This window comes from Bacillus cereus G9842 (assembly GCF_000021305.1).
Lineage (GTDB): Bacteria > Bacillota > Bacilli > Bacillales > Bacillaceae_G > Bacillus_A > Bacillus_A thuringiensis_S.
Window position 1 is genome coordinate 4,857,304 of record NC_011772.1, and the last position, 17,575, is coordinate 4,874,878.

Here is a 17,575-nt window from a genome sequence, read left to right on the forward strand (position 1 = left end):
CAAATAAAAAAAAGCGGTCATATCCCTATGACCGCTTTTTTTATTCTATTGTAATGCTCCAATCTCCGTCAGCTTTAACACCAAAGCTATACATTCCTGTGTCTTGGAATACTTGAGAAGCTGAGCCCTCATAACTTCCAATTTTGTTAACAAGCAAGTTTTTATCATTCACTTTAATAATAAAGTTTCTTGAGCCCGTATGTTTAAGTTTAATTATGTGGTTACCACTTGGTACTTCGATAAATACCACATCGTCCCCATGACCGCTAACTGTGCCTGGTGCTTTTTCTGTATTTGGAGAAGCCTTTTGGGTTACCGAGCTACTCCAACCTCCACTTGATTTCACTTCTAAATAGTACTCTCCAGATGAAGGAACCGTTGTTTGGACTGTTCCTTTATAGCTCCCAATAGTATTTACTAATAATTGAGTAGCTGTACCCGAAGAATCTTTTAGATGAACGATGAAGTTTCTTGAACCTTGATTGGTAAACTCAAAGAATGCTAAACCTGAATTCAAATTAATTTTACTTGTAACAGAATCTCCAGATCCTTCTAGTTTTTGTTTACTATTATTGTATGATTCTTCAAGTTTTTTCTTTAACTCTTCCTGCTCTTTTTCTTTAATAATCCTTTGCTCTTCTTTAATTCTAACTTCTTCCTCTTTAATAAAGTTTGCAATAGAATCCTCATTATCAAAAACTTCAATCTTTGTAACAGCAGTCTTATTTAAAACAACAGCCGCTATTTTACCTTCAGAGGAATTGAAAGTGTATACAGAATATCCTTCGTAATCTTCAAAGGAGCGATTATTAAGACTTGCTTCTTCTTTTTTATTAGAAAAATCTTCTTTAGTCATTCCGACTGTAAACATCGATTTTATTTCTTCGATACCATATTTCTTGTATGTAACCTTTTCTTTCTTTTCTTCTTTCTTTTCTTCTTGTTTTGCATTTGCAACTTTTTCAGCAGGCTTATTGTAAGTTGCATTTAATAAAAAAGAACTATCAAAAATAGAGTATCCTACAAATCCTATGACCATAAGAATAGCAAATTTCTTTTTACCATCTTTCTTTTTAACCAATAGTTGAATGATTTTAGCTAAACCATATAAGCCCATAAAGAAAAATATTACCGCTATTCCACCTAAAAATGAGACATTAAATCCTAATACTACCATTGCTAATACAAATGAAATAATAGCTCTTTTTATCCATATTTTTGCTGGTTTTTTTCTAATTTTACTTACTAATGAAATTACTAATAAAACAAGTGATGCAAAAAATAACAAACTCCCTACAACTTCTAAAAATCCCATAACATGTCTCCTTCTGTCTTGTTCAATACTAAATGTATTATATAGATATATTAATAGTAACTCATTATTCGCAAGGAAGTAAGGTGTTTAGGGGATGATTTAATTTTTAGATTTGTTAAATAAAAACAGGGGGTTACAATTTGTTATTTCATAACTTTAATTCCACATTTCGTTAATCTATTGTTAATTTTTCAAAAAATAGGACTTATTATAAGTCCTACCTCAACTATATAGGACATTTTTGCAAATGAAATTATGCAAAATAAAAAGCTACTACCATTTCTCTCTACACGTCTCAATTAAATGCAGTAAGTACCTCTTCGTCATATCTGCCCTTCTCCACCTTGAGAGCATTCGCTTTTCTTTTGGATTGTGCCGTATTCGCTCTACTTCTTTTAATAAAAGCTCCCATTCTTCCGCTGAACTTTCTAACAAGTATTGCAATCCTCTATCTTTTGAAACGATTGTTTTATAATCTAGTGTATATAAAATACGTCCCATCGTAACGACAGCTGATTCTACCCACTCTTCTACAAAGAATAAATATGGTTGTTTCGCCTTTTCACTCCAGTACTGTTCTACGTTATATTTCATCGTATTTACTACATCATTCCATTGTATTTGCAACGGAAGATCTTCTGCTTCTTTTCCGGTAACTGTAATGCCTTGATTTTTCAACGTCCACCATGTGACCGCATTAATGTCCCAATGACCAACATTAGCTTTACCATCTGCACAATACACATACTCGTTTATTTCATCATTGTATTTCCCTAAATCAACAAGCGGAATATACATACCGTCCATTCTTTTACCTAGCGTATTATCACTAAGTTTCTTATGTAGTTCCACAAGCTGCTGTTTTTCAGCTTCATTCACGGAATCACTTATCACTGTAACAAAATCAACATCGCTCGTTTCCTTATGAAATGCACCTAGTGCGATGGATCCGTAAATATATACCCCAACTATTTTTTCATCTAAAAAAATTTCTTTTAATTCTACTGTGTACCGCTCCATTAACTGTTGTACTTCCGTTGGTAACGCATGCTTCACTCCATTTTTCATATCTATCCCTCCAATAAAAAAAGCCTTTGCAAATTCGCAAAGACTTCTTGTTTTATAAATATTTCTCGATTTCTTCGTAAACATCCTTCAAACGAGGATTTCCTTCTCCAACAATTTCTCCATTTACAAGAACGACCGGATAAAATAAATCTTCTTCCACTACGCGCTCTGCGAATGCTTTTTTATCTGCATCTTCTTGTTCTTCTTGGAAATCGATATACTCGAAATTAAATTTATTTTCTTGTCCTTCATATTTACGACCAATTGCCGCTTGTAACCATTCAAACGTTTCTGTTGAAGATGGCATTCCGACGCAGCTCGCACAAATTACTTTCGTCCCATACACTTGCACATTAACCATTTCTTCTCCCCCACTTCTTGTTCCAACAGTATATTCAGATGTCTTATTACATAAGCACATCATTTTACAAACTTATTCCATACCCCTATACTGAAAAAACACGATACAATATTTCGACAATAAAACAAGAAGAGAAAAAATAGATTTTCCCCTCTATCTTGATTATAATAAAACTGATGAAAGGAGTCGATAAAAATGGAAAACCCACATATGCAAGAACAAGTATTAGAAGTATTAGATAAATTACGTCCATTCTTACTTCGCGATGGCGGAGACGTTGAATTAGTAGACATTGAAGAAGGTATCGTAAAACTACGCCTTATGGGTGCATGCGGAAGCTGCCCAAGTTCTACAATCACACTAAAAGCTGGTATCGAGCGCGCGTTACTTGAAGAAGTACCAGGCGTTATCGAAGTAGAACAAGTATTTTAATCTAAAAGCGGAAGCGGCTCGTTCAAAATGTGAGGAGGATGGAGCTTCTGACATAGAGGCGCTTTTTGCCTCGGCGGAAGAAGCGAAGCCACCGAACATTTTAGCCGCTGGAGCTGGATAATTAAAAGCGGAAGCGGCTCGTTCAGAATCGCCTTCTAAAAGGAGACCAAATTTGGTCTCCTTTTTTTATTCAAATCACATTTATCCGTTAACATCATAAAACAAAATTGGAAATCCTTCTCAAAAAATGCGATAATTAATACTATATAGTGAATCGTTCACACATATACAGTAAGAAAACATAGGGGGATGACACATGCCAAAAATGGGGAACACTTTTTTAACAATTCAAGAACTAGAAAAGAAAAAAGAGTATTTATTAGGCCTTTCATCCGTTATACCAACATGGAATACAAGCTATCAATTTTTATTTAAAGAAATCCAGCAAGAATTATTGGGTAAAGTAAATGAAAAACTCGAAAAACATCAATTCGTTTTAAATATATGTACAGATCAACAGGTAGGGGCATAATGTATTACATAAAATTGTGGTATAAAAAAGAGACCTCCAGCGGTCTCTTTTTTATACGTTTAAGATAGCCAATCTAATTTTCTAATCCCAAGCTTATCTACTGGTAAACGAAGTGAGCCATAAAAATGCTTCATAAATTGCTCTGAGCGGTTCACATCGTGTAAAATGGCTTCTAAGCGATCTCTATATATGCTTTTTTGTTCTTCGTTTCCAGTTTGGTAATATCGTTCGACCGTTTCAAAATAGTGCAGCGGGAACAAGAGCCTTGCAAATAATAAGCGCCAGCCAAATGAGGATAGCGAATAATTACGTTCATAATCTGTAACAAATTGAATTATTGTTTGCTCCCAGTCTTTCTTTTTTTCTATCATCATATAGCGAATTAATTCTGCCATATCTCGAGTTGGGTGATCATACACCCAATCAAAAGGAAGTTTGAGCCGCTTCGTTTGATGCCATAATAAAGGTGTGAATCGTTCTTGGCAAATTGTTGCTGCATCCGTTAGTTGCGGCGTATCATCCATTTCTGTATCGACAACATATTGAATTGCATTTTCTGCAACTCCTAAGTAATACGGGAAGGATTCAATAAACAATTGATCGAATACATCTGAAGGGTGGTTCATCACTTGTGATTGCCAAAACTTTTCTAATTGGTCGAGCCTTTTTTCCCATAACGCTTTCCATTCACCAATACGGCTTAATTGCTCAATTTCTTCTGGAAAGAATGCACCTCGTTTATGGAATATAGAAAGCTCACTTCCTAATGACATAGCATGTCGTTCTAACGTGCGCATACCTTTTAATAAGCAGTAATTTTGTTCTTCTATCTCACTTACATAGTAGCCGTGTATAGTCGGAACGAAAGTCGCTACAGTTATATCCCCTTGCTGGTTCATATAATCACTGAGCTTTTTCATCTCTACAAGTACTTCTTCCTCCATTTCTCCAATTGGAACAAGTACATAAATTTTGTTGCGAATCCAAAAGCTTTTATAGGGGCCAAGGGGGATTAATTCTTTAACATGCATGTGATAATGCTCATAAATATGCTGAATCATCGCAGTCGCCACCTATGGTTTTTCTTTATATATATGAGCTTGTGCTCGCCTTTCATTCCTATGCACATGATAAAGCAACGAAACGTATACAAATACTAAAAAGAAAAAAAGGTGATAAACATGAAAGAATCAAATCAACTACAAGAAAGAGCATTACAACTATTACAAGAACGCGGTGTAACAATTGACGATATTGCTGAACTTGTTCATTTTCTTCAAAAAAAATATCATCCAAATTTAGAGATGTCAGAATGCCGTTATAATGTAGAACGTGTACTATCAAAACGTGAAGTACAAAACGCACTGATTACAGGTATCGAACTCGATGTTCTTGCTGAAAAAGGAATGCTAAGTGAGCCGTTACAAGATATCGTAAAACGTGATGAAGGCTTATACGGAATTGATGAAGTTATCGCACTTTCTATCGTGAATGTATACGGATCTATCGGTTTCACGAACTTTGGATATATCGATAAATTAAAACCTGGTATTTTAGAATACTTAAATGATAAATCAACTGGAAAAGTGCACACGTTCCTTGACGATATCGTTGGCGGAATTGCTGCCGCTGCCTCAAGCCGTTTAGCGCACCGAGCTGATCACTCGGAATAATAATGTTTTCTAGACCGTCAGTTTCATGCTGACGGTCTTTCGTATTCCATAAGCATAAATTCTCTTCCACGACTCAAAAAAATAGACCCTTGCTTAAATCCGATATTTTTATATAACGTAATCGCTCTTGTATTAAATGTTGCTACACTTAATCGAAACATCTTCGAATTAAATTCCTTAGCAGCAAACGCTATTCCAGCTTGAAAAAACATTTCTCCCATTCCCTTCCCTGTTAAATCTGGCTTCATGCCAAGTCCGATATCAATCACATCTTCTCCACCATATAAATTAGCATCTCTTCCACCTGGTACTTGTGCATTTTCTCCAAAACAAAAATAGCCGATGAACTCTTCTTGATCGTTACAACAGCCATAATAAGTTCCATCTAATAATTCTCTTATTACTTCTTTCTCGCCTGAAAAACTATATAAATTATATGGTTCCTCGTACGCCTACGTATTTATCTCATTTGCTTCTTCCTCTGTTAACTTATGTATATCCACTTTCTCTTTCCCCCTATTATATTTCTATTAACAATATTCGATATTCATCTTATAATTCATCTTTCTCAATATATTTTTTTAATTTCTCGCTTCATTTTATGGAAGATTTTTCTTATTATGTTACGATTAAACAGAATCATTACAAATAAGGTGGTGACAATTTGAATTACTTTTCTTATCTCTCCTCAGAAGAACGGCAAAATTTTTTCTATAAAGAACCTCTTAGTTTTTCAAAAAATATAGGAAAAGAACAACTAGCTTACGCACTAGGCGCTACACTATATACTCCTGGCACGAAAGAAACGATTGCGGAAGATATAATTAGAAAGAAACATGTGGATGCTACCTCAATTATTCTTTGTCTAGAGGACGCTATCAGCGATGAAGAAGTAAAACTTGCAGAGCAAAACATCGTCGTTCAAATACAGCAAATAGCCAACTTAGTCAGTGCCAACATACTAAATCAAGCAGACATCCCACTTCTTTTTATTAGAGTTCGACAGCCAAGTCAAATGAAGACAATTGTTACTGAATTAGGTAGTGCTGTTCATTGTTTATGTGGTTTTGTCTTTCCAAAATTCACACCGATTAACGGAAAGACTTATATCGATCAGCTTGCATGTATAAACGAGTTATACTCATTATCGCTATATGGCATGCCGATTTTAGAATCACCAGAAATTATGTATAAGGAAACACGGGCAGAATCATTATTACAAATAAAAGATTTACTAGATTCTTATCACGATTACATCTTAAATGTACGTATTGGTGCTACTGATTTTTCAAGTATATTTAGTATTCGGCGCAATAAATACACACCTATCTATCATATTACTGTTGTCCGTGATTGTATTTCAGACATTATTAACGTTTTCTCAAGGGCAACAAATGAATATATTATTTCAGGATGTGTATGGGAATATTTTTCTAATGATCATGAAGAAGGGCTCATTCAAGAGGTATCACTTGACCATGCAAATGGCTTAATCGGAAAGACAGTTATTCACCCATCTCATATTAAAGTTGTACAGGCAATGCACATTGTCACAATGGAAGATTATTTAGATGCGAGGTCAATTTTACAAAATGCAGATACGTATAATGGAGTGCTAAAAAGCAGTTTTTCTAACAAAATGAATGAAGTAAAGCCGCATTATGGCTGGGCTCGCAAAACCATTTTAAAATCTAATATTTATGGGGTGCTACATGAAAACAAACAATTCACCGATCTCCTTATTACAAACGCAAAGCAACACGTATAACGTTTTAAATAATATACAAGTTCATGTAGAAGTACGTGATAATCCATATAACTTAGCGCTAGACAATCTTTTTCAAATGGCTGCTAGAATAAATAAGAAACGTAGTTTTTTATTTGTGAGTACAATCCTTGGAAAGCATCTTCCTATTAAACCTGCAGTCTCTCTATCAAGTGGATTTGCTCTCGCTACAAGATATATGGAAATGCTACATAATACTTCTCATCCATTTCAAAAAGAAATTTTAAATCTCATTTCATTAGAAATTCATGAAATCCCAGAGGAAGTATTTCGTTATCAATATCCTCTGCAAGAAGAAGTTTTGTTCATCGGATTCGCTGAGACAGCGACAGCACTTGGTCATTCTATGTTTCAATGCTTTCAAAATGCAAAGTATGTACATACAACTAGGGAATCGATACCCCACCTAGAATCTGTCATTACATTTGAGGAAGAACATTCTCATGCAACATCGCACCGTTGTTATGTGGATGAAAGCTTTTTTCAAAACAGCAATCCTATTGTTCTCGTAGATGATGAGATGACAACAGGAAAAACAGCATTAAATATTATTAGATCGATTCAAAATAAATTCCCACGAGAAGAATATATTATTGCTTCTTTATTAGACTGGCGTTCTCATACTAATAGAAGACAATTTAAACAATTAGAAGACGAACTTCAAATTAAGATTCATGTTATTTCTTTATTAGAAGGCAGTATTCATACAACTGGCCAACCATTGAATATTGCCAAAACAGATATTCAAATTGAAGAAACAAAACCTGATTTCAAAAAACATACCCTTACCTGCCCAAAATTACCCTATACATCAAATTATATAAAATATACTGGGCGATTTGGCATTTCAGCATATGAACAACAGCACATTCATTCTTTCGCTCAAGAAGCAGGAAAAACTTTAAAAAGAGAAAGAATTGGAAAACGAACACTCTGCCTCGGAACGGGTGAATTTATGTATATCCCAATGAAAATTGCTGCTGAAATGGGTGATAATATTTTATATCAATCTACAACAAGAAGCCCTATCCATCCTGTTTCAAATGATGTGAACTACGCCATTCATAATCATTTCTCATATCCAAGTCCTGAAGATTCTACTATTACAAATTACTTTTATAATATTTCACCTCATGATTACGATGAAGTATTTGTTTTTATTGAACGTGATTTAGGAGAAGAAGCCCTATCTCCTCTTCTACAGCAGTTACAAACAGTTATTCCTTTTATTCATATCGTCTCATTTTCAAATAGCATAGAAAAGGAAGGTTGATAATTATGGTAAAAGTAAATTCTCACATTAGTAGTTATGATCCAAATGATGCTATTTTTCTATTAAAAGATATTAGTGATTTAATGAAAGAAAGTTCCACAGAAACTAGAGAACAAGCAATTCAAGCTGGCACACATTATTCTGAAATGTTACCAATGGAATATAAACCATCTAAAGCGTATATGGATTTATTCTTTTCTTCTCTGCAACAATACAAACACAAACTAGCCATCGCTGTTGGAGTTGTCGCCGAACAAATTATACAGACTAAAGGAACTAACCTTGTCCTCGTTTCATTAGCTCGTGCTGGTACACCTATTGGCATTCTTATAAAACGCTACATACGCTATCAATACAACCTTGATGTACCTCACTATTGTATTTCTATTGTTCGCGGACGCGGTATTGATGAAAATGCACTCCATTATATTTTGGAACATCACCCTAAAGAAACAATTCAATTCATTGATGGATGGACTGGGAAAGGTGCAATAAAAAAAGAATTAGAATATGCAGTACACACATTTAACGAACGAAATAATACACACATTTCTCATTGTATGGCTGTGCTTGCTGATCCCGGTTACTGTACTTCAATTTACGGTACACGTGAAGATTTTCTTATTCCTAGCGCTTGCTTAAATGCAACCGTCTCTGGACTCATTAGCCGCACTGTACTAAATAATACCTATATTGGTCCAAATGATTTTCATGGTGTTAAATATTATAAAGAGCTAGAACAAGAAGACTTATCAAATTTCTTCGTTGATGAGGTGACAGATTTATTCCCTTCTGTTCATTCTCATATAGATAATCAATTACGTTATATTACTTCAACTTACACTGATCCCTCTTGGCAAGGATTAAAAGATATACAGTCTATCCAAAGTCACTTTGAAATTGACGATATTAACTTAATCAAACCAGGAGTCGGCGAAACAACTCGCGTATTACTCCGGAGAATACCGTGGAAAATTTTAATATGTAAGCAAAACAATCCCGATTTAAAGCATATTTTACTTCTCGCTAAAGAAAAGAATGTCCCTATTGAAATCTATGAGAATATGACTTATTCATGTTGCGGGCTCATTAAGCCTCTTAGGAGGGAAACGTTATGATTTTCGCCAGTGATCTTGATCAAACGCTTATTTATTCCCGGAAATCGTTTCGTGCCCCTATAGAAGATGAATCAATTCAACTCATTGAAACTTTAGATGGGAAAGAAATTTCTTTCATATCACATAAAACCATTTCACTACTAAAAAAATTACAACTGCACTCACATTTCATCCCAGTTACAACAAGAACTATTGAGCAGTTTCAGCGTATTACTTTATTCCAAAACGAAATCATTCCCGAATACGCCATTACAAGTAACGGCGGTAATATCCTTCATAACGGTAAACAAGATGGTACTTGGAACAGGACAGTAAAAGAAAGACTATCGGTTGAATGTATAGAGAGAAACGACATACTAAAGGAATTTGGACAAATTGCTCATAAAGATTGGGTTATATCACAAAAAACAGCCGATGATCTATTCCATTATTGCATCATTAAACGGGAGAACATTCCTTATGATGAATTATCATCCTTCACTTCCTGGTTAGACAAACAAGGCTGGAATCATTCACTTCAAGGTAGGAAGCTATACTTTGTACCAAAACCAATTAACAAATGGGATGCCGTGCAATATATAAAAGAAATTTTGCAAATAGATACGATTATTACAGCTGGGGATTCTTTACTTGATTTATGCATGCTTGAAAAGGCGAACCATGCCTTCGCACCACTTCATGGTGAGTTAGGAGCAATGCATGATAACTTACAATCCTATATTTTAAAAACAGACGCAATCGGCATATATGCCGCAGAAGAAATCGTAAATAAATCACTTCAAATTATTCACAGTTCATTACCTACCTCATGATTAAAATATGCACAATTGCATACGCACCACAATTAAACAAATGGTACAATTTATTTGAATCGCTGTTGCTACACTTCTTGATTAAAGAAAAGGCGCTAACACGGAAATTAGCGTCTTATCAACCTCAAGCAATTGGCACATTTTGTCATCTTAAAAGACACTCGAAAGAGTGTCTTTTTTTCTATATCCCACAAGGACTTACTCATTTCAAAGTATAAATACATAAAATAATGTAAATCATTACAAGCATGAATCACTTTCTAAAAGTTATAAAGTAGATTCAAAATAAAAAAGCACTCTTAACTAGAGTGCTTTTTACTTTCAAACAAGGAGGCTACATATATGGATAGCACTCTCGTATTTAACTTCGGCATTGGTCTTGTCATTATTTTATTTGTCTTCTTTGTACTTTGTATGAGCGGGGTATAAAAAGGCGATTTTTGAGCGTCTTTTTATACATATGTATTACTTGACTTCCATAAAAGGAGTAACCATAATGGTTACATATATACAAATAACTATTCACATATCCACAAAATAGGAGGAAGAACAATGAAACATGTAATCGTTTATGCACACCCAAATACAGAAAGCTTCAACCATGCAATTTTAGAAACGGTAAAAAGTGAATTAGAAGAAAAAGGTCATGAAGTACGCGTTCGCGATCTATACGAATTAAACTTCAATCCAGTATTAGGCGCTTCCGATTTCATCTCATTTTCTCAAGGAAACACACCAGAAGATATTAAAGAAGAGCAAGAGCATATCTCTTGGGCTGATAGCATTACATTCATTTATCCAGTTTGGTGGGCGGGACTTCCTGCTATTTTAAAAGGATACGTTGACCGTGTATTTAGCCACGGCTTTGCTTATGCTTATGGTGAAAAAGGCATTGAAAAGTTATTAAGCGGTAAAAAAGGATTGTTATTATCTACAATGGGCAATACGAAAGAAGCATACACAGCAGGCGGGATGTTTGACGCAATGAAGAAAACAGTGGATGTTGGTATTTTTGAATTTACAGGCATTGAAACAATTGAGCACACATTCTATACGAGTGTCCCTTCTGTGGATGATGGTGTGCGTAAACAATATCTTGAAGAAGTTAAAGATGTTGTGAATCGTGCGTTTTAATAAAAAAACTCCGGTTGTTAACCGGAGTTTTTTTATTTCATCATTAATTTCGGAATATATCTTTGAAGAACGCTTTCTAATTCATTCATATCTTCCTGTCTAATAAGTAAATTTACATTGTCATTCATTTTTTCTCGCCCGCGATATAAAAATATATTTTCTTTTGGATTTTCCCATGTTGATGTTTTATAGCCTTTTAATTCTTCGTATGAATAAAAGTTTAATCCGTCTACTACACCTTTTTCATATATTTGTACACTTTTAATAAGATGGATAGCTATTAAAGTCATAAAACAACTTGCTACAGCATGAATACCTAGCTGAATGAGAAACTGTTCAACAGTATCAATACCGCCACTTACGTACTGAGCACATATATACATACATTGTCCAATGAAATATGCTGGTCCAAGTAATACAATCCAACGTCTTTTCACCCGAGGATACATTGCAATGCGTTTTCCTGCGCTTTTTTTCATTTCATTTATTTTATATATCTTCCATAGAACAAAAAACAAAACACATAATGTAAAAACAAACATAATACATGACATCCAGTACACGCTGACTCCTCCTTGTATCATTACATATAAATTTTACATTTTATATAACAACAGCGAATATGCAATTATGCATAAAAAAACAGGCAACCTCTTCCGGCTGCCTGTAAATAGCAGGAATAAAAAAACTGTTCCAAAGTTTGGAACAGCTTTCTTCATTACATCTTCTCAATCCACTCCGTCAAGTTATGCACAACTTGCGTTGGTTGTACTTCATATTCTGTTAACTTCTCCACAGTTGTGACTCCAGTGTGGACAAGAAGCGTATGCATACCAGCATTTACTCCCGCTAAAATGTCTGTATCATAGTTATCCCCAACCATTAATGCTTCATCTTTTCCTATACCAAGAACTTTTAACGCTTGTTCCATGATGATTGATTCTGGTTTTCCGATAAAGATTGGATCCACACCTGTTGATACTGCTACAACTGATGTTAATGAACCGTTACCTGGTAATAATCCTCGCTCAGTTGGGATTGCAATGTCTCCGTTCGTGGAAATAAATGTTGCGCCGTTACGCACAGCAAGACACGCTTTTGCTAATTTTTCATATGTGATGTCACGATCTAAACCAACAACAACGAAATCAGGATTTTCATCCACAAGTTCAAATCCTTTTTCCACAAGTGCATCGTGTAAGCCTTCTTCACCAATCATATATACAGTTGCATCTTGTTTACGTTCATAAATGAAGTTCGCAGTCGCCATACTCGTTGTGAATACTTGCTCCGCTTTCGCTGGAATATCGAAACGAACAAGCTTTTCTGCCACTTGTTCTGGTTTGCGAGTTGAGTTATTCGTAACGAATAAATATGGAATGCCGCGCTCTCCTAATGCTTTGACGAAGTCGCTTGCTTCTTCAATTTGTTCTTCCCCGCGATACATCGTACCGTCTAAGTCAATTAAGTAACCTTTATACATCGATTATGTCTCTCCTTTTATGCTAACGTTCTCACCTTATCATACCACTCTTATATTACCCGCTTTTCCAAAAGAAAAAAACGCTTTACCTTAAAGCGCCCCATAACGTTCATTTTTTCTCTTTTATTTGGTAAGAACAACTACAATCGCCCTCGCACATGTTTGCTAGCGTTTTCACATCTGCGTTCGTAAATAAACGCTTATACATCTCTTTTTCATCTTTACATACTTGTGGGAATCTCTCTGCAATTTCTTTTAACGGACAGTTTTGTTTTTCAATTACGAAAGATTTCTCTCCATCTCTCTTTATTTGAACCATATAACCATTTTTCTCTTGCATAGCTGCTATCTCTTGCACTTTATATGCTAAATTCTTTTGATTACTCACTCGCTTTTGCAACTGTTCTTCCATACGCTTCGTTCTTTCTTTTAAAACATATTGAAGTATTTTTTCATCGCCCATCCGAGCTAAATCTTCTAGCATATCAATCGCAAATTGCTTATACTCTTTCGGGAATGTATCTTCTCCCTTTTCACTTAATCCATACAAATAAGTTGGTCTTCCGACATGTTGCCTTACCATCTTAGAATAAATGAGTCCATCTTTCTCAAGATTACTTAAATGTCTTCTGATTGCCATTTCTGTAATCTCTAAAACGTCAGCTAGTTCCGCTACTGTGTGCTCTCCCTTTACTTTCAACAATTGTACAATCTCGTCTTTCGTAGTACGTGCTTCCCCCATACTTCACCCTTCTCCCTTTTCTTTCTCACATACAATATAAGATCCCCAAAAGGCATTCTCTGGGGATCTTATAAGCATAATTATTCTGGTACAAATGCAGATACAGGTCCTAATTCCTTTTCTAAATAACTGCGAATATTTGCTGGGTATTTTTCTACCACTGCAATATGTTTTTGAATCGTCTTATATAATTCATCATGATTCATTTGAATATAATCTTGCGTAAGCATTTTTCGAAGAAGGATAATTTCTTTCATCCCTTGTCCATCTTCTTCACTTATCACTCGCTCATCCATTAAAATATCAATAATATCTTCATAGCTTCCTGGATCGCGCATAATAAATCCATCAATCATCGCATTTCCTACATCTAATACAGTATCAATAATAAGATGGGCTATGCGCTCTAATGCGTAAAATTCAAACTCGGTTTCATATATCTTTTTCTCTTGAAATGTACTTGTTGCTCGTTCTAAACATACTAGCATTTGTTCTATTTTCTTTCTGTCTACAAAATACATGAATGTCACCTACCTGGAAATTAAAGCATTTACATTTTAATTGTAACGCTTTCTTCTGAAAAAATCGACAATTTTTCGAATTCACCTTTTCTCCGTTATTTGTTATAGTTATATTTGTATGATTTTTGAAATTGGAGGAATGAAATCTTGGAACGTGAACTCGCACTAGAAATTGTCCGTGTAACAGAAGCAGCAGCATTAGCATCCGCACAGTGGATGGGCCGCGGAAAGAAGAACGAAGCAGATGATGCAGCAACTACAGCAATGCGTGATATGTTTGATTCAGTAAACATGGCAGGTACAGTTGTAATCGGTGAAGGAGAACTTGATGAAGCACCGATGTTGTATATTGGTGAAGAACTAGGAACAGGTAACGGTCCAGAAGTAGACATCGCCGTTGACCCATTAGAAGGTACAAACATCGTTGCAAAAGGTCTTGCAAATGCAATGGCAGTTATTGCAATCGCAGACAAAGGGAACCTTCTTCATGCTCCTGATATGTACATGGAAAAAATCGCGGTTGGTCCAAAAGCAGCTGGTAAAATTAGCTTAGATGATCCAATTGAAAAAACAATTGAAATTGTAGCAGAAGCTAACAATAAAAAGATTCGTGATCTAACAGTTATCGTTCAAGAACGTGAGCGTCATCAAGATATTATTGACCGTGTTCGTGCAAAAGGTGCACGCGTAAAATTATTTGGTGACGGTGATGTTGGTGCGTCAATCGCAACAGCACTACCTGGAACGGGTATCGACTTATTCGTAGGTATTGGCGGAGCTCCAGAAGGTGTTATTTCTGCAGCAGCATTAAAGTGCCTTGAAGGTGAAATGCAAGCTCGCTTAGTTCCAATGAACGAAGAAGAAGAAGCTCGTTGTCGTGAAATGGGATTAGAAGATCCTCGTCAACTTCTTATGTTAGACGATTTAGTATCTGGTGATGATGCAATCTTCTCAGCAACTGGTGTATCTGCTGGTGAGTTATTAGACGGTGTTAAATTCCTTGGCGGAGATTTAGCTGAAACATACTCTATCGTAATGCGTTACAAAACAAGAACAGTACGATTCATTAAAACGCATCACCATTTAGATCATAAACCACACTTAAACTTAGATATTTAATAAAGGAGCCATGTGTATGGAAGAACGTTTCTTTCTGTACGACGACACTGTCGCTACAAAAACTCGTTTCGTTAGCTTTATGGGAGAAAATGAGCGTCATGATTTAGCGCTTTTATATTCCGATCGTCATTACGGTAAAACAATTGTACTTGATATGCAAAGTAATAAATTTGCAATTATCGGTGCTGACGATTTAAACGAACCAGGCTACTTAGAGCACGCATTTTCTATGACTGAAGAAATTGCAGAAGAGTTACGCTCATTTTTATTTGAACTTATATAATTTATCGTATGCACCAGCTATTTTAGCTGGTGTTTTTCTGTTATAAGAGTTTCGAATTTTCAATTTTTTATGTTATAATTAAGAATAAATCTATTTGGATAGAAAGGACGTTATCTACGTATGCCAACATTTACTTTGTAATGGACCAGCAATTGGATAGCATTACTCTCAAAAAAGCACCACGCTTTTTCAAGGGAGTAGTCTGCCCATTCCCATTACAAAGGAACGTATTGCATCTGTAGTATGATGTTTACGGAGGTTCCTCTTTGGAGAACCTCCTTTTATTTTTGTCTTTTTCTCATGTCTTCATACTACAAGACATCCAAATAGCTGTATTACGTTTCTTTGCCACTACTATAAGAGGTGAAGGAAAATGCAGAAAGTACAACTTTCTTGGAGTTTATATGAAAATCAGCAACACACAATCGAAAAATATTGTAAAAATTGCGGACGTACTACCCTATTTACTGATACGAATATTCGTAGGCATAACGCCAATGGAAAAAACATATACCGCTTTGCTATTTATAAATGTCCGAAAGATCATACGTGGAATCAAAAACTGCGTATTTATAAATCATTTACTGATCACGTTGAAACGATCGATATGACCCAGCAAGATCAAACGGAAACAAGTACTACTATTTCCATTATGCAACATAAAGAAAACGGCATAGCCGAAATCACGATTGTATTAGACCTCATTTTTGGTTCTCACCGAATGGATAAGACCTTATCCACATATATTTCTGATTGGAGCCGTACACTCATTGTGGATAAAATTAAAAATGGGGATATTCAATTGAACGGACAACAAATGAAGCCAAATACAATACTTTCTGAAGGCGATCATATCTCGATTTGTTTATAAGCGAGAATATGTAAAAAATCCTCTTACAATTGTAAGAGGATTTTTTTATTTCTTCACTTTTCGTAATACGAAGTGTGCACAACCGAAGTTACAGTACTCGTATAAATACTCCGTTAACGTACTAATTTTCGTATCATATGTCGCACGTTGGTTACTATCATCAAAGAATCCTCGCAGTCTAAGTTGCTCATATCCCCAGTCTCCAACGATATAATCATATTTATTTAAAATTTCTGCATAGCGCTCTTTAAATGCTTCTTCACTAAAACCGTCACGAAAGTTTTTAATTACTTCGTACTGAACATTATTAATGCTCACCGTAGCATGAATCTCTTGCTCTTGCTTTTGCTCCATCATTAACTTCCTCTCTAAGCATTCTTCTTTTTATCGTATCACAAAGCATACCAACCAACAATTTCAAATACAAAAAATTGAAAATTAGTGCATGCTATGGAGAAGGAGGTGATACATCGTGAAAAAACAAATTTTACTTTCCCTTCTCACTATTTCCTTATTTGCAGGGTGCCAATCAGCGAACAAAGCTGAAATGGAACGTGAAGAAGGAAGCCGTGTTCTTGTTTCCAATAAAAACGACATGTATCATACGGAAAATACAAATACAAGACTCACAAGAGTCGGTTATTCTTCTAAACAAAAGCATGAAGTATCTAACAAACAAGTAGGGGCCATTAATCGCGAGAAAGTCGCTGAAATGATTACAAGCATGACAGTCAAACTTCCTGACGTTACAAACGCTGCTACACTCGTTACTGATGATGAAGTGTTCGTTGTATACCGTGCAAACACAACGGATCCGAAACTTGTAGCGGATCAAGTATATAGAGCTGCCTTGTCCATCGTCCCTCGCTATTATAAAGCATATGTATCAACAGACCAAAAGTTGATTTCCCAAATTCAAGGCCTTCAATCTGGCGCATTAAATGATACAGAATATACGCAAAGCCTCGATATGTTAAAACGTGAAATGAGTAAAAATCCTCATTTGAACAATACGGGGGATCAAACTTTAAATGATATGATTAAAAAGTAAA

At 35.3% G+C, this 17,575-nt stretch carries 21 protein-coding genes and 1 pseudogene; 12 read left to right on the forward strand and 10 right to left on the reverse strand.

Annotated elements, in window-relative coordinates; all coding sequences use genetic code 11:
* Positions 1-40 precede the first annotated feature (40 nt).
* The 3 genes from BCG9842_RS24650 to BCG9842_RS24660 form a co-directional block, all read right to left on the reverse strand.
* Positions 41-1,315 (reverse strand): tripartite tricarboxylate transporter TctB family protein, encoded by a 1,275-nt coding sequence (locus tag BCG9842_RS24650; RefSeq protein WP_000506012.1) that lies wholly within the window; start codon positions 1,313-1,315, stop codon positions 41-43.
* 273 nt (positions 1,316-1,588) lie between these two features.
* Positions 1,589-2,383, reverse strand: coding sequence for a nucleotidyltransferase domain-containing protein (locus BCG9842_RS24655; RefSeq protein ID WP_002162985.1), 795 nt, complete (start codon positions 2,381-2,383; stop codon positions 1,589-1,591).
* A gap of 52 nt (positions 2,384-2,435) precedes the next feature.
* The gene (locus tag BCG9842_RS24660) at positions 2,436-2,744 is read right to left on the reverse strand and encodes a YuzD family protein (RefSeq protein WP_000248588.1); all 309 of its coding nucleotides are present in this window, start codon (positions 2,742-2,744) and stop codon (positions 2,436-2,438) included.
* A 195-nt stretch (positions 2,745-2,939) separates the two neighbouring features.
* Here BCG9842_RS24660 and BCG9842_RS24665 point away from each other — a divergent pair, with 195 nt between their 5' ends.
* On the forward strand, positions 2,940-3,176 hold the full coding sequence (locus BCG9842_RS24665) for a NifU family protein (RefSeq protein WP_000431159.1): 237 nt from the start codon (positions 2,940-2,942) through the stop codon (positions 3,174-3,176).
* Between the two features lie 316 nt (positions 3,177-3,492).
* Positions 3,493-3,708: a hypothetical protein gene (locus tag BCG9842_RS24670; RefSeq protein ID WP_001125497.1), complete on the forward strand. Its 216-nt coding sequence runs from the start codon at positions 3,493-3,495 to the stop codon at positions 3,706-3,708.
* A gap of 59 nt (positions 3,709-3,767) precedes the next feature.
* Here the strand turns inward: BCG9842_RS24670 and yutH are convergent, their stop codons facing one another.
* The gene (yutH, locus tag BCG9842_RS24675; RefSeq protein ID WP_000614219.1) at positions 3,768-4,769 is read right to left on the reverse strand and encodes a spore coat putative kinase YutH; all 1,002 of its coding nucleotides are present in this window, start codon (positions 4,767-4,769) and stop codon (positions 3,768-3,770) included.
* Between the two features lie 120 nt (positions 4,770-4,889).
* Here yutH and BCG9842_RS24680 point away from each other — a divergent pair, with 120 nt between their 5' ends.
* Positions 4,890-5,381 carry a phosphatidylglycerophosphatase A family protein gene (locus tag BCG9842_RS24680; protein WP_000665102.1) on the forward strand — a complete coding sequence of 164 codons (492 nt, stop codon included), beginning with the start codon at positions 4,890-4,892 and terminating at the stop codon, positions 5,379-5,381.
* A gap of 23 nt (positions 5,382-5,404) precedes the next feature.
* Here BCG9842_RS24680 and BCG9842_RS24685 read toward each other — a convergent pair.
* Positions 5,405-5,884 (reverse strand): annotated as a pseudogene (locus BCG9842_RS24685) (GNAT family N-acetyltransferase).
* A gap of 161 nt (positions 5,885-6,045) precedes the next feature.
* Between BCG9842_RS24685 and BCG9842_RS24690 the strand changes: the two are divergent.
* The 5 genes from BCG9842_RS24690 to BCG9842_RS24710 all read left to right on the forward strand — a co-directional run bounded on the left by BCG9842_RS24690 (position 6,046) and on the right by BCG9842_RS24710 (position 11,504).
* Positions 6,046-7,149, forward strand: a complete 1,104-nt coding sequence (locus tag BCG9842_RS24690; protein ID WP_001106085.1) for an HpcH/HpaI aldolase/citrate lyase family protein — start codon at positions 6,046-6,048, stop codon at positions 7,147-7,149.
* Complete coding sequence (locus BCG9842_RS24695; RefSeq protein WP_000856294.1) at positions 7,094-8,440, forward strand: phosphoribosyltransferase family protein; 1,347 nt, start codon at positions 7,094-7,096, stop codon at positions 8,438-8,440. Before BCG9842_RS24690 ends, BCG9842_RS24695 begins: the two co-directional genes overlap by 56 nt.
* A gap of 5 nt (positions 8,441-8,445) precedes the next feature.
* On the forward strand, positions 8,446-9,558 hold the full coding sequence (locus tag BCG9842_RS24700) for a cysteine protease StiP family protein (protein ID WP_000241496.1): 1,113 nt from the start codon (positions 8,446-8,448) through the stop codon (positions 9,556-9,558).
* Complete coding sequence (locus tag BCG9842_RS31100) at positions 9,555-10,370, forward strand: HAD family hydrolase (protein WP_000575387.1); 816 nt, start codon at positions 9,555-9,557, stop codon at positions 10,368-10,370. The genes BCG9842_RS24700 and BCG9842_RS31100 overlap by 4 nt, the downstream gene beginning before the upstream one ends.
* A gap of 552 nt (positions 10,371-10,922) precedes the next feature.
* On the forward strand, positions 10,923-11,504 hold the full coding sequence (locus BCG9842_RS24710; RefSeq protein ID WP_000683427.1) for an NAD(P)H-dependent oxidoreductase: 582 nt from the start codon (positions 10,923-10,925) through the stop codon (positions 11,502-11,504).
* 32 nt (positions 11,505-11,536) lie between these two features.
* On the opposite strand, the gene BCG9842_RS24715 is transcribed toward BCG9842_RS24710, so the two are convergent.
* From BCG9842_RS24715 to BCG9842_RS24730, 4 genes are all read right to left on the reverse strand, one after another.
* A complete protein-coding gene (locus BCG9842_RS24715; protein WP_000289903.1) occupies positions 11,537-12,067 on the reverse strand; it encodes a hypothetical protein in 531 nt (176 codons plus the stop codon).
* Between the two features lie 155 nt (positions 12,068-12,222).
* Positions 12,223-12,987 carry a TIGR01457 family HAD-type hydrolase gene (locus tag BCG9842_RS24720; RefSeq protein WP_000276470.1) on the reverse strand — a complete coding sequence of 255 codons (765 nt, stop codon included), beginning with the start codon at positions 12,985-12,987 and terminating at the stop codon, positions 12,223-12,225.
* A gap of 109 nt (positions 12,988-13,096) precedes the next feature.
* Positions 13,097-13,729: a helix-turn-helix transcriptional regulator gene (locus BCG9842_RS24725; protein ID WP_000503340.1), complete on the reverse strand. Its 633-nt coding sequence runs from the start codon at positions 13,727-13,729 to the stop codon at positions 13,097-13,099.
* Between the two features lie 80 nt (positions 13,730-13,809).
* Positions 13,810-14,250: a DUF86 domain-containing protein gene (locus BCG9842_RS24730; RefSeq protein ID WP_000274010.1), complete on the reverse strand. Its 441-nt coding sequence runs from the start codon at positions 14,248-14,250 to the stop codon at positions 13,810-13,812.
* 147 nt (positions 14,251-14,397) lie between these two features.
* On the opposite strand from BCG9842_RS24730, the gene glpX reads away from it, so the two are divergent.
* The 3 genes from glpX (at position 14,398) to BCG9842_RS24745 (ending at position 16,523) form a co-directional block, all read left to right on the forward strand.
* Positions 14,398-15,369 (forward strand): class II fructose-bisphosphatase, encoded by a 972-nt coding sequence (glpX, locus tag BCG9842_RS24735; protein WP_000439090.1) that lies wholly within the window; start codon positions 14,398-14,400, stop codon positions 15,367-15,369.
* Positions 15,370-15,385: 16 nt separating this feature from the next.
* Positions 15,386-15,652 carry a DUF3055 domain-containing protein gene (locus tag BCG9842_RS24740; RefSeq protein ID WP_000392611.1) on the forward strand — a complete coding sequence of 89 codons (267 nt, stop codon included), beginning with the start codon at positions 15,386-15,388 and terminating at the stop codon, positions 15,650-15,652.
* A gap of 373 nt (positions 15,653-16,025) precedes the next feature.
* Positions 16,026-16,523: a hypothetical protein gene (locus BCG9842_RS24745; protein ID WP_001174586.1), complete on the forward strand. Its 498-nt coding sequence runs from the start codon at positions 16,026-16,028 to the stop codon at positions 16,521-16,523.
* Positions 16,524-16,568: 45 nt separating this feature from the next.
* Here the strand turns inward: BCG9842_RS24745 and BCG9842_RS24750 are convergent, their stop codons facing one another.
* A complete protein-coding gene (locus BCG9842_RS24750; protein WP_000970508.1) occupies positions 16,569-16,880 on the reverse strand; it encodes a YutD family protein in 312 nt (103 codons plus the stop codon).
* A gap of 115 nt (positions 16,881-16,995) precedes the next feature.
* On the opposite strand from BCG9842_RS24750, the gene BCG9842_RS24755 reads away from it, so the two are divergent.
* The gene (locus BCG9842_RS24755) at positions 16,996-17,574 is read left to right on the forward strand and encodes a YhcN/YlaJ family sporulation lipoprotein (RefSeq protein ID WP_000744128.1); all 579 of its coding nucleotides are present in this window, start codon (positions 16,996-16,998) and stop codon (positions 17,572-17,574) included.
* The last annotated feature ends 1 nt before the right edge of the window (position 17,575 follow it).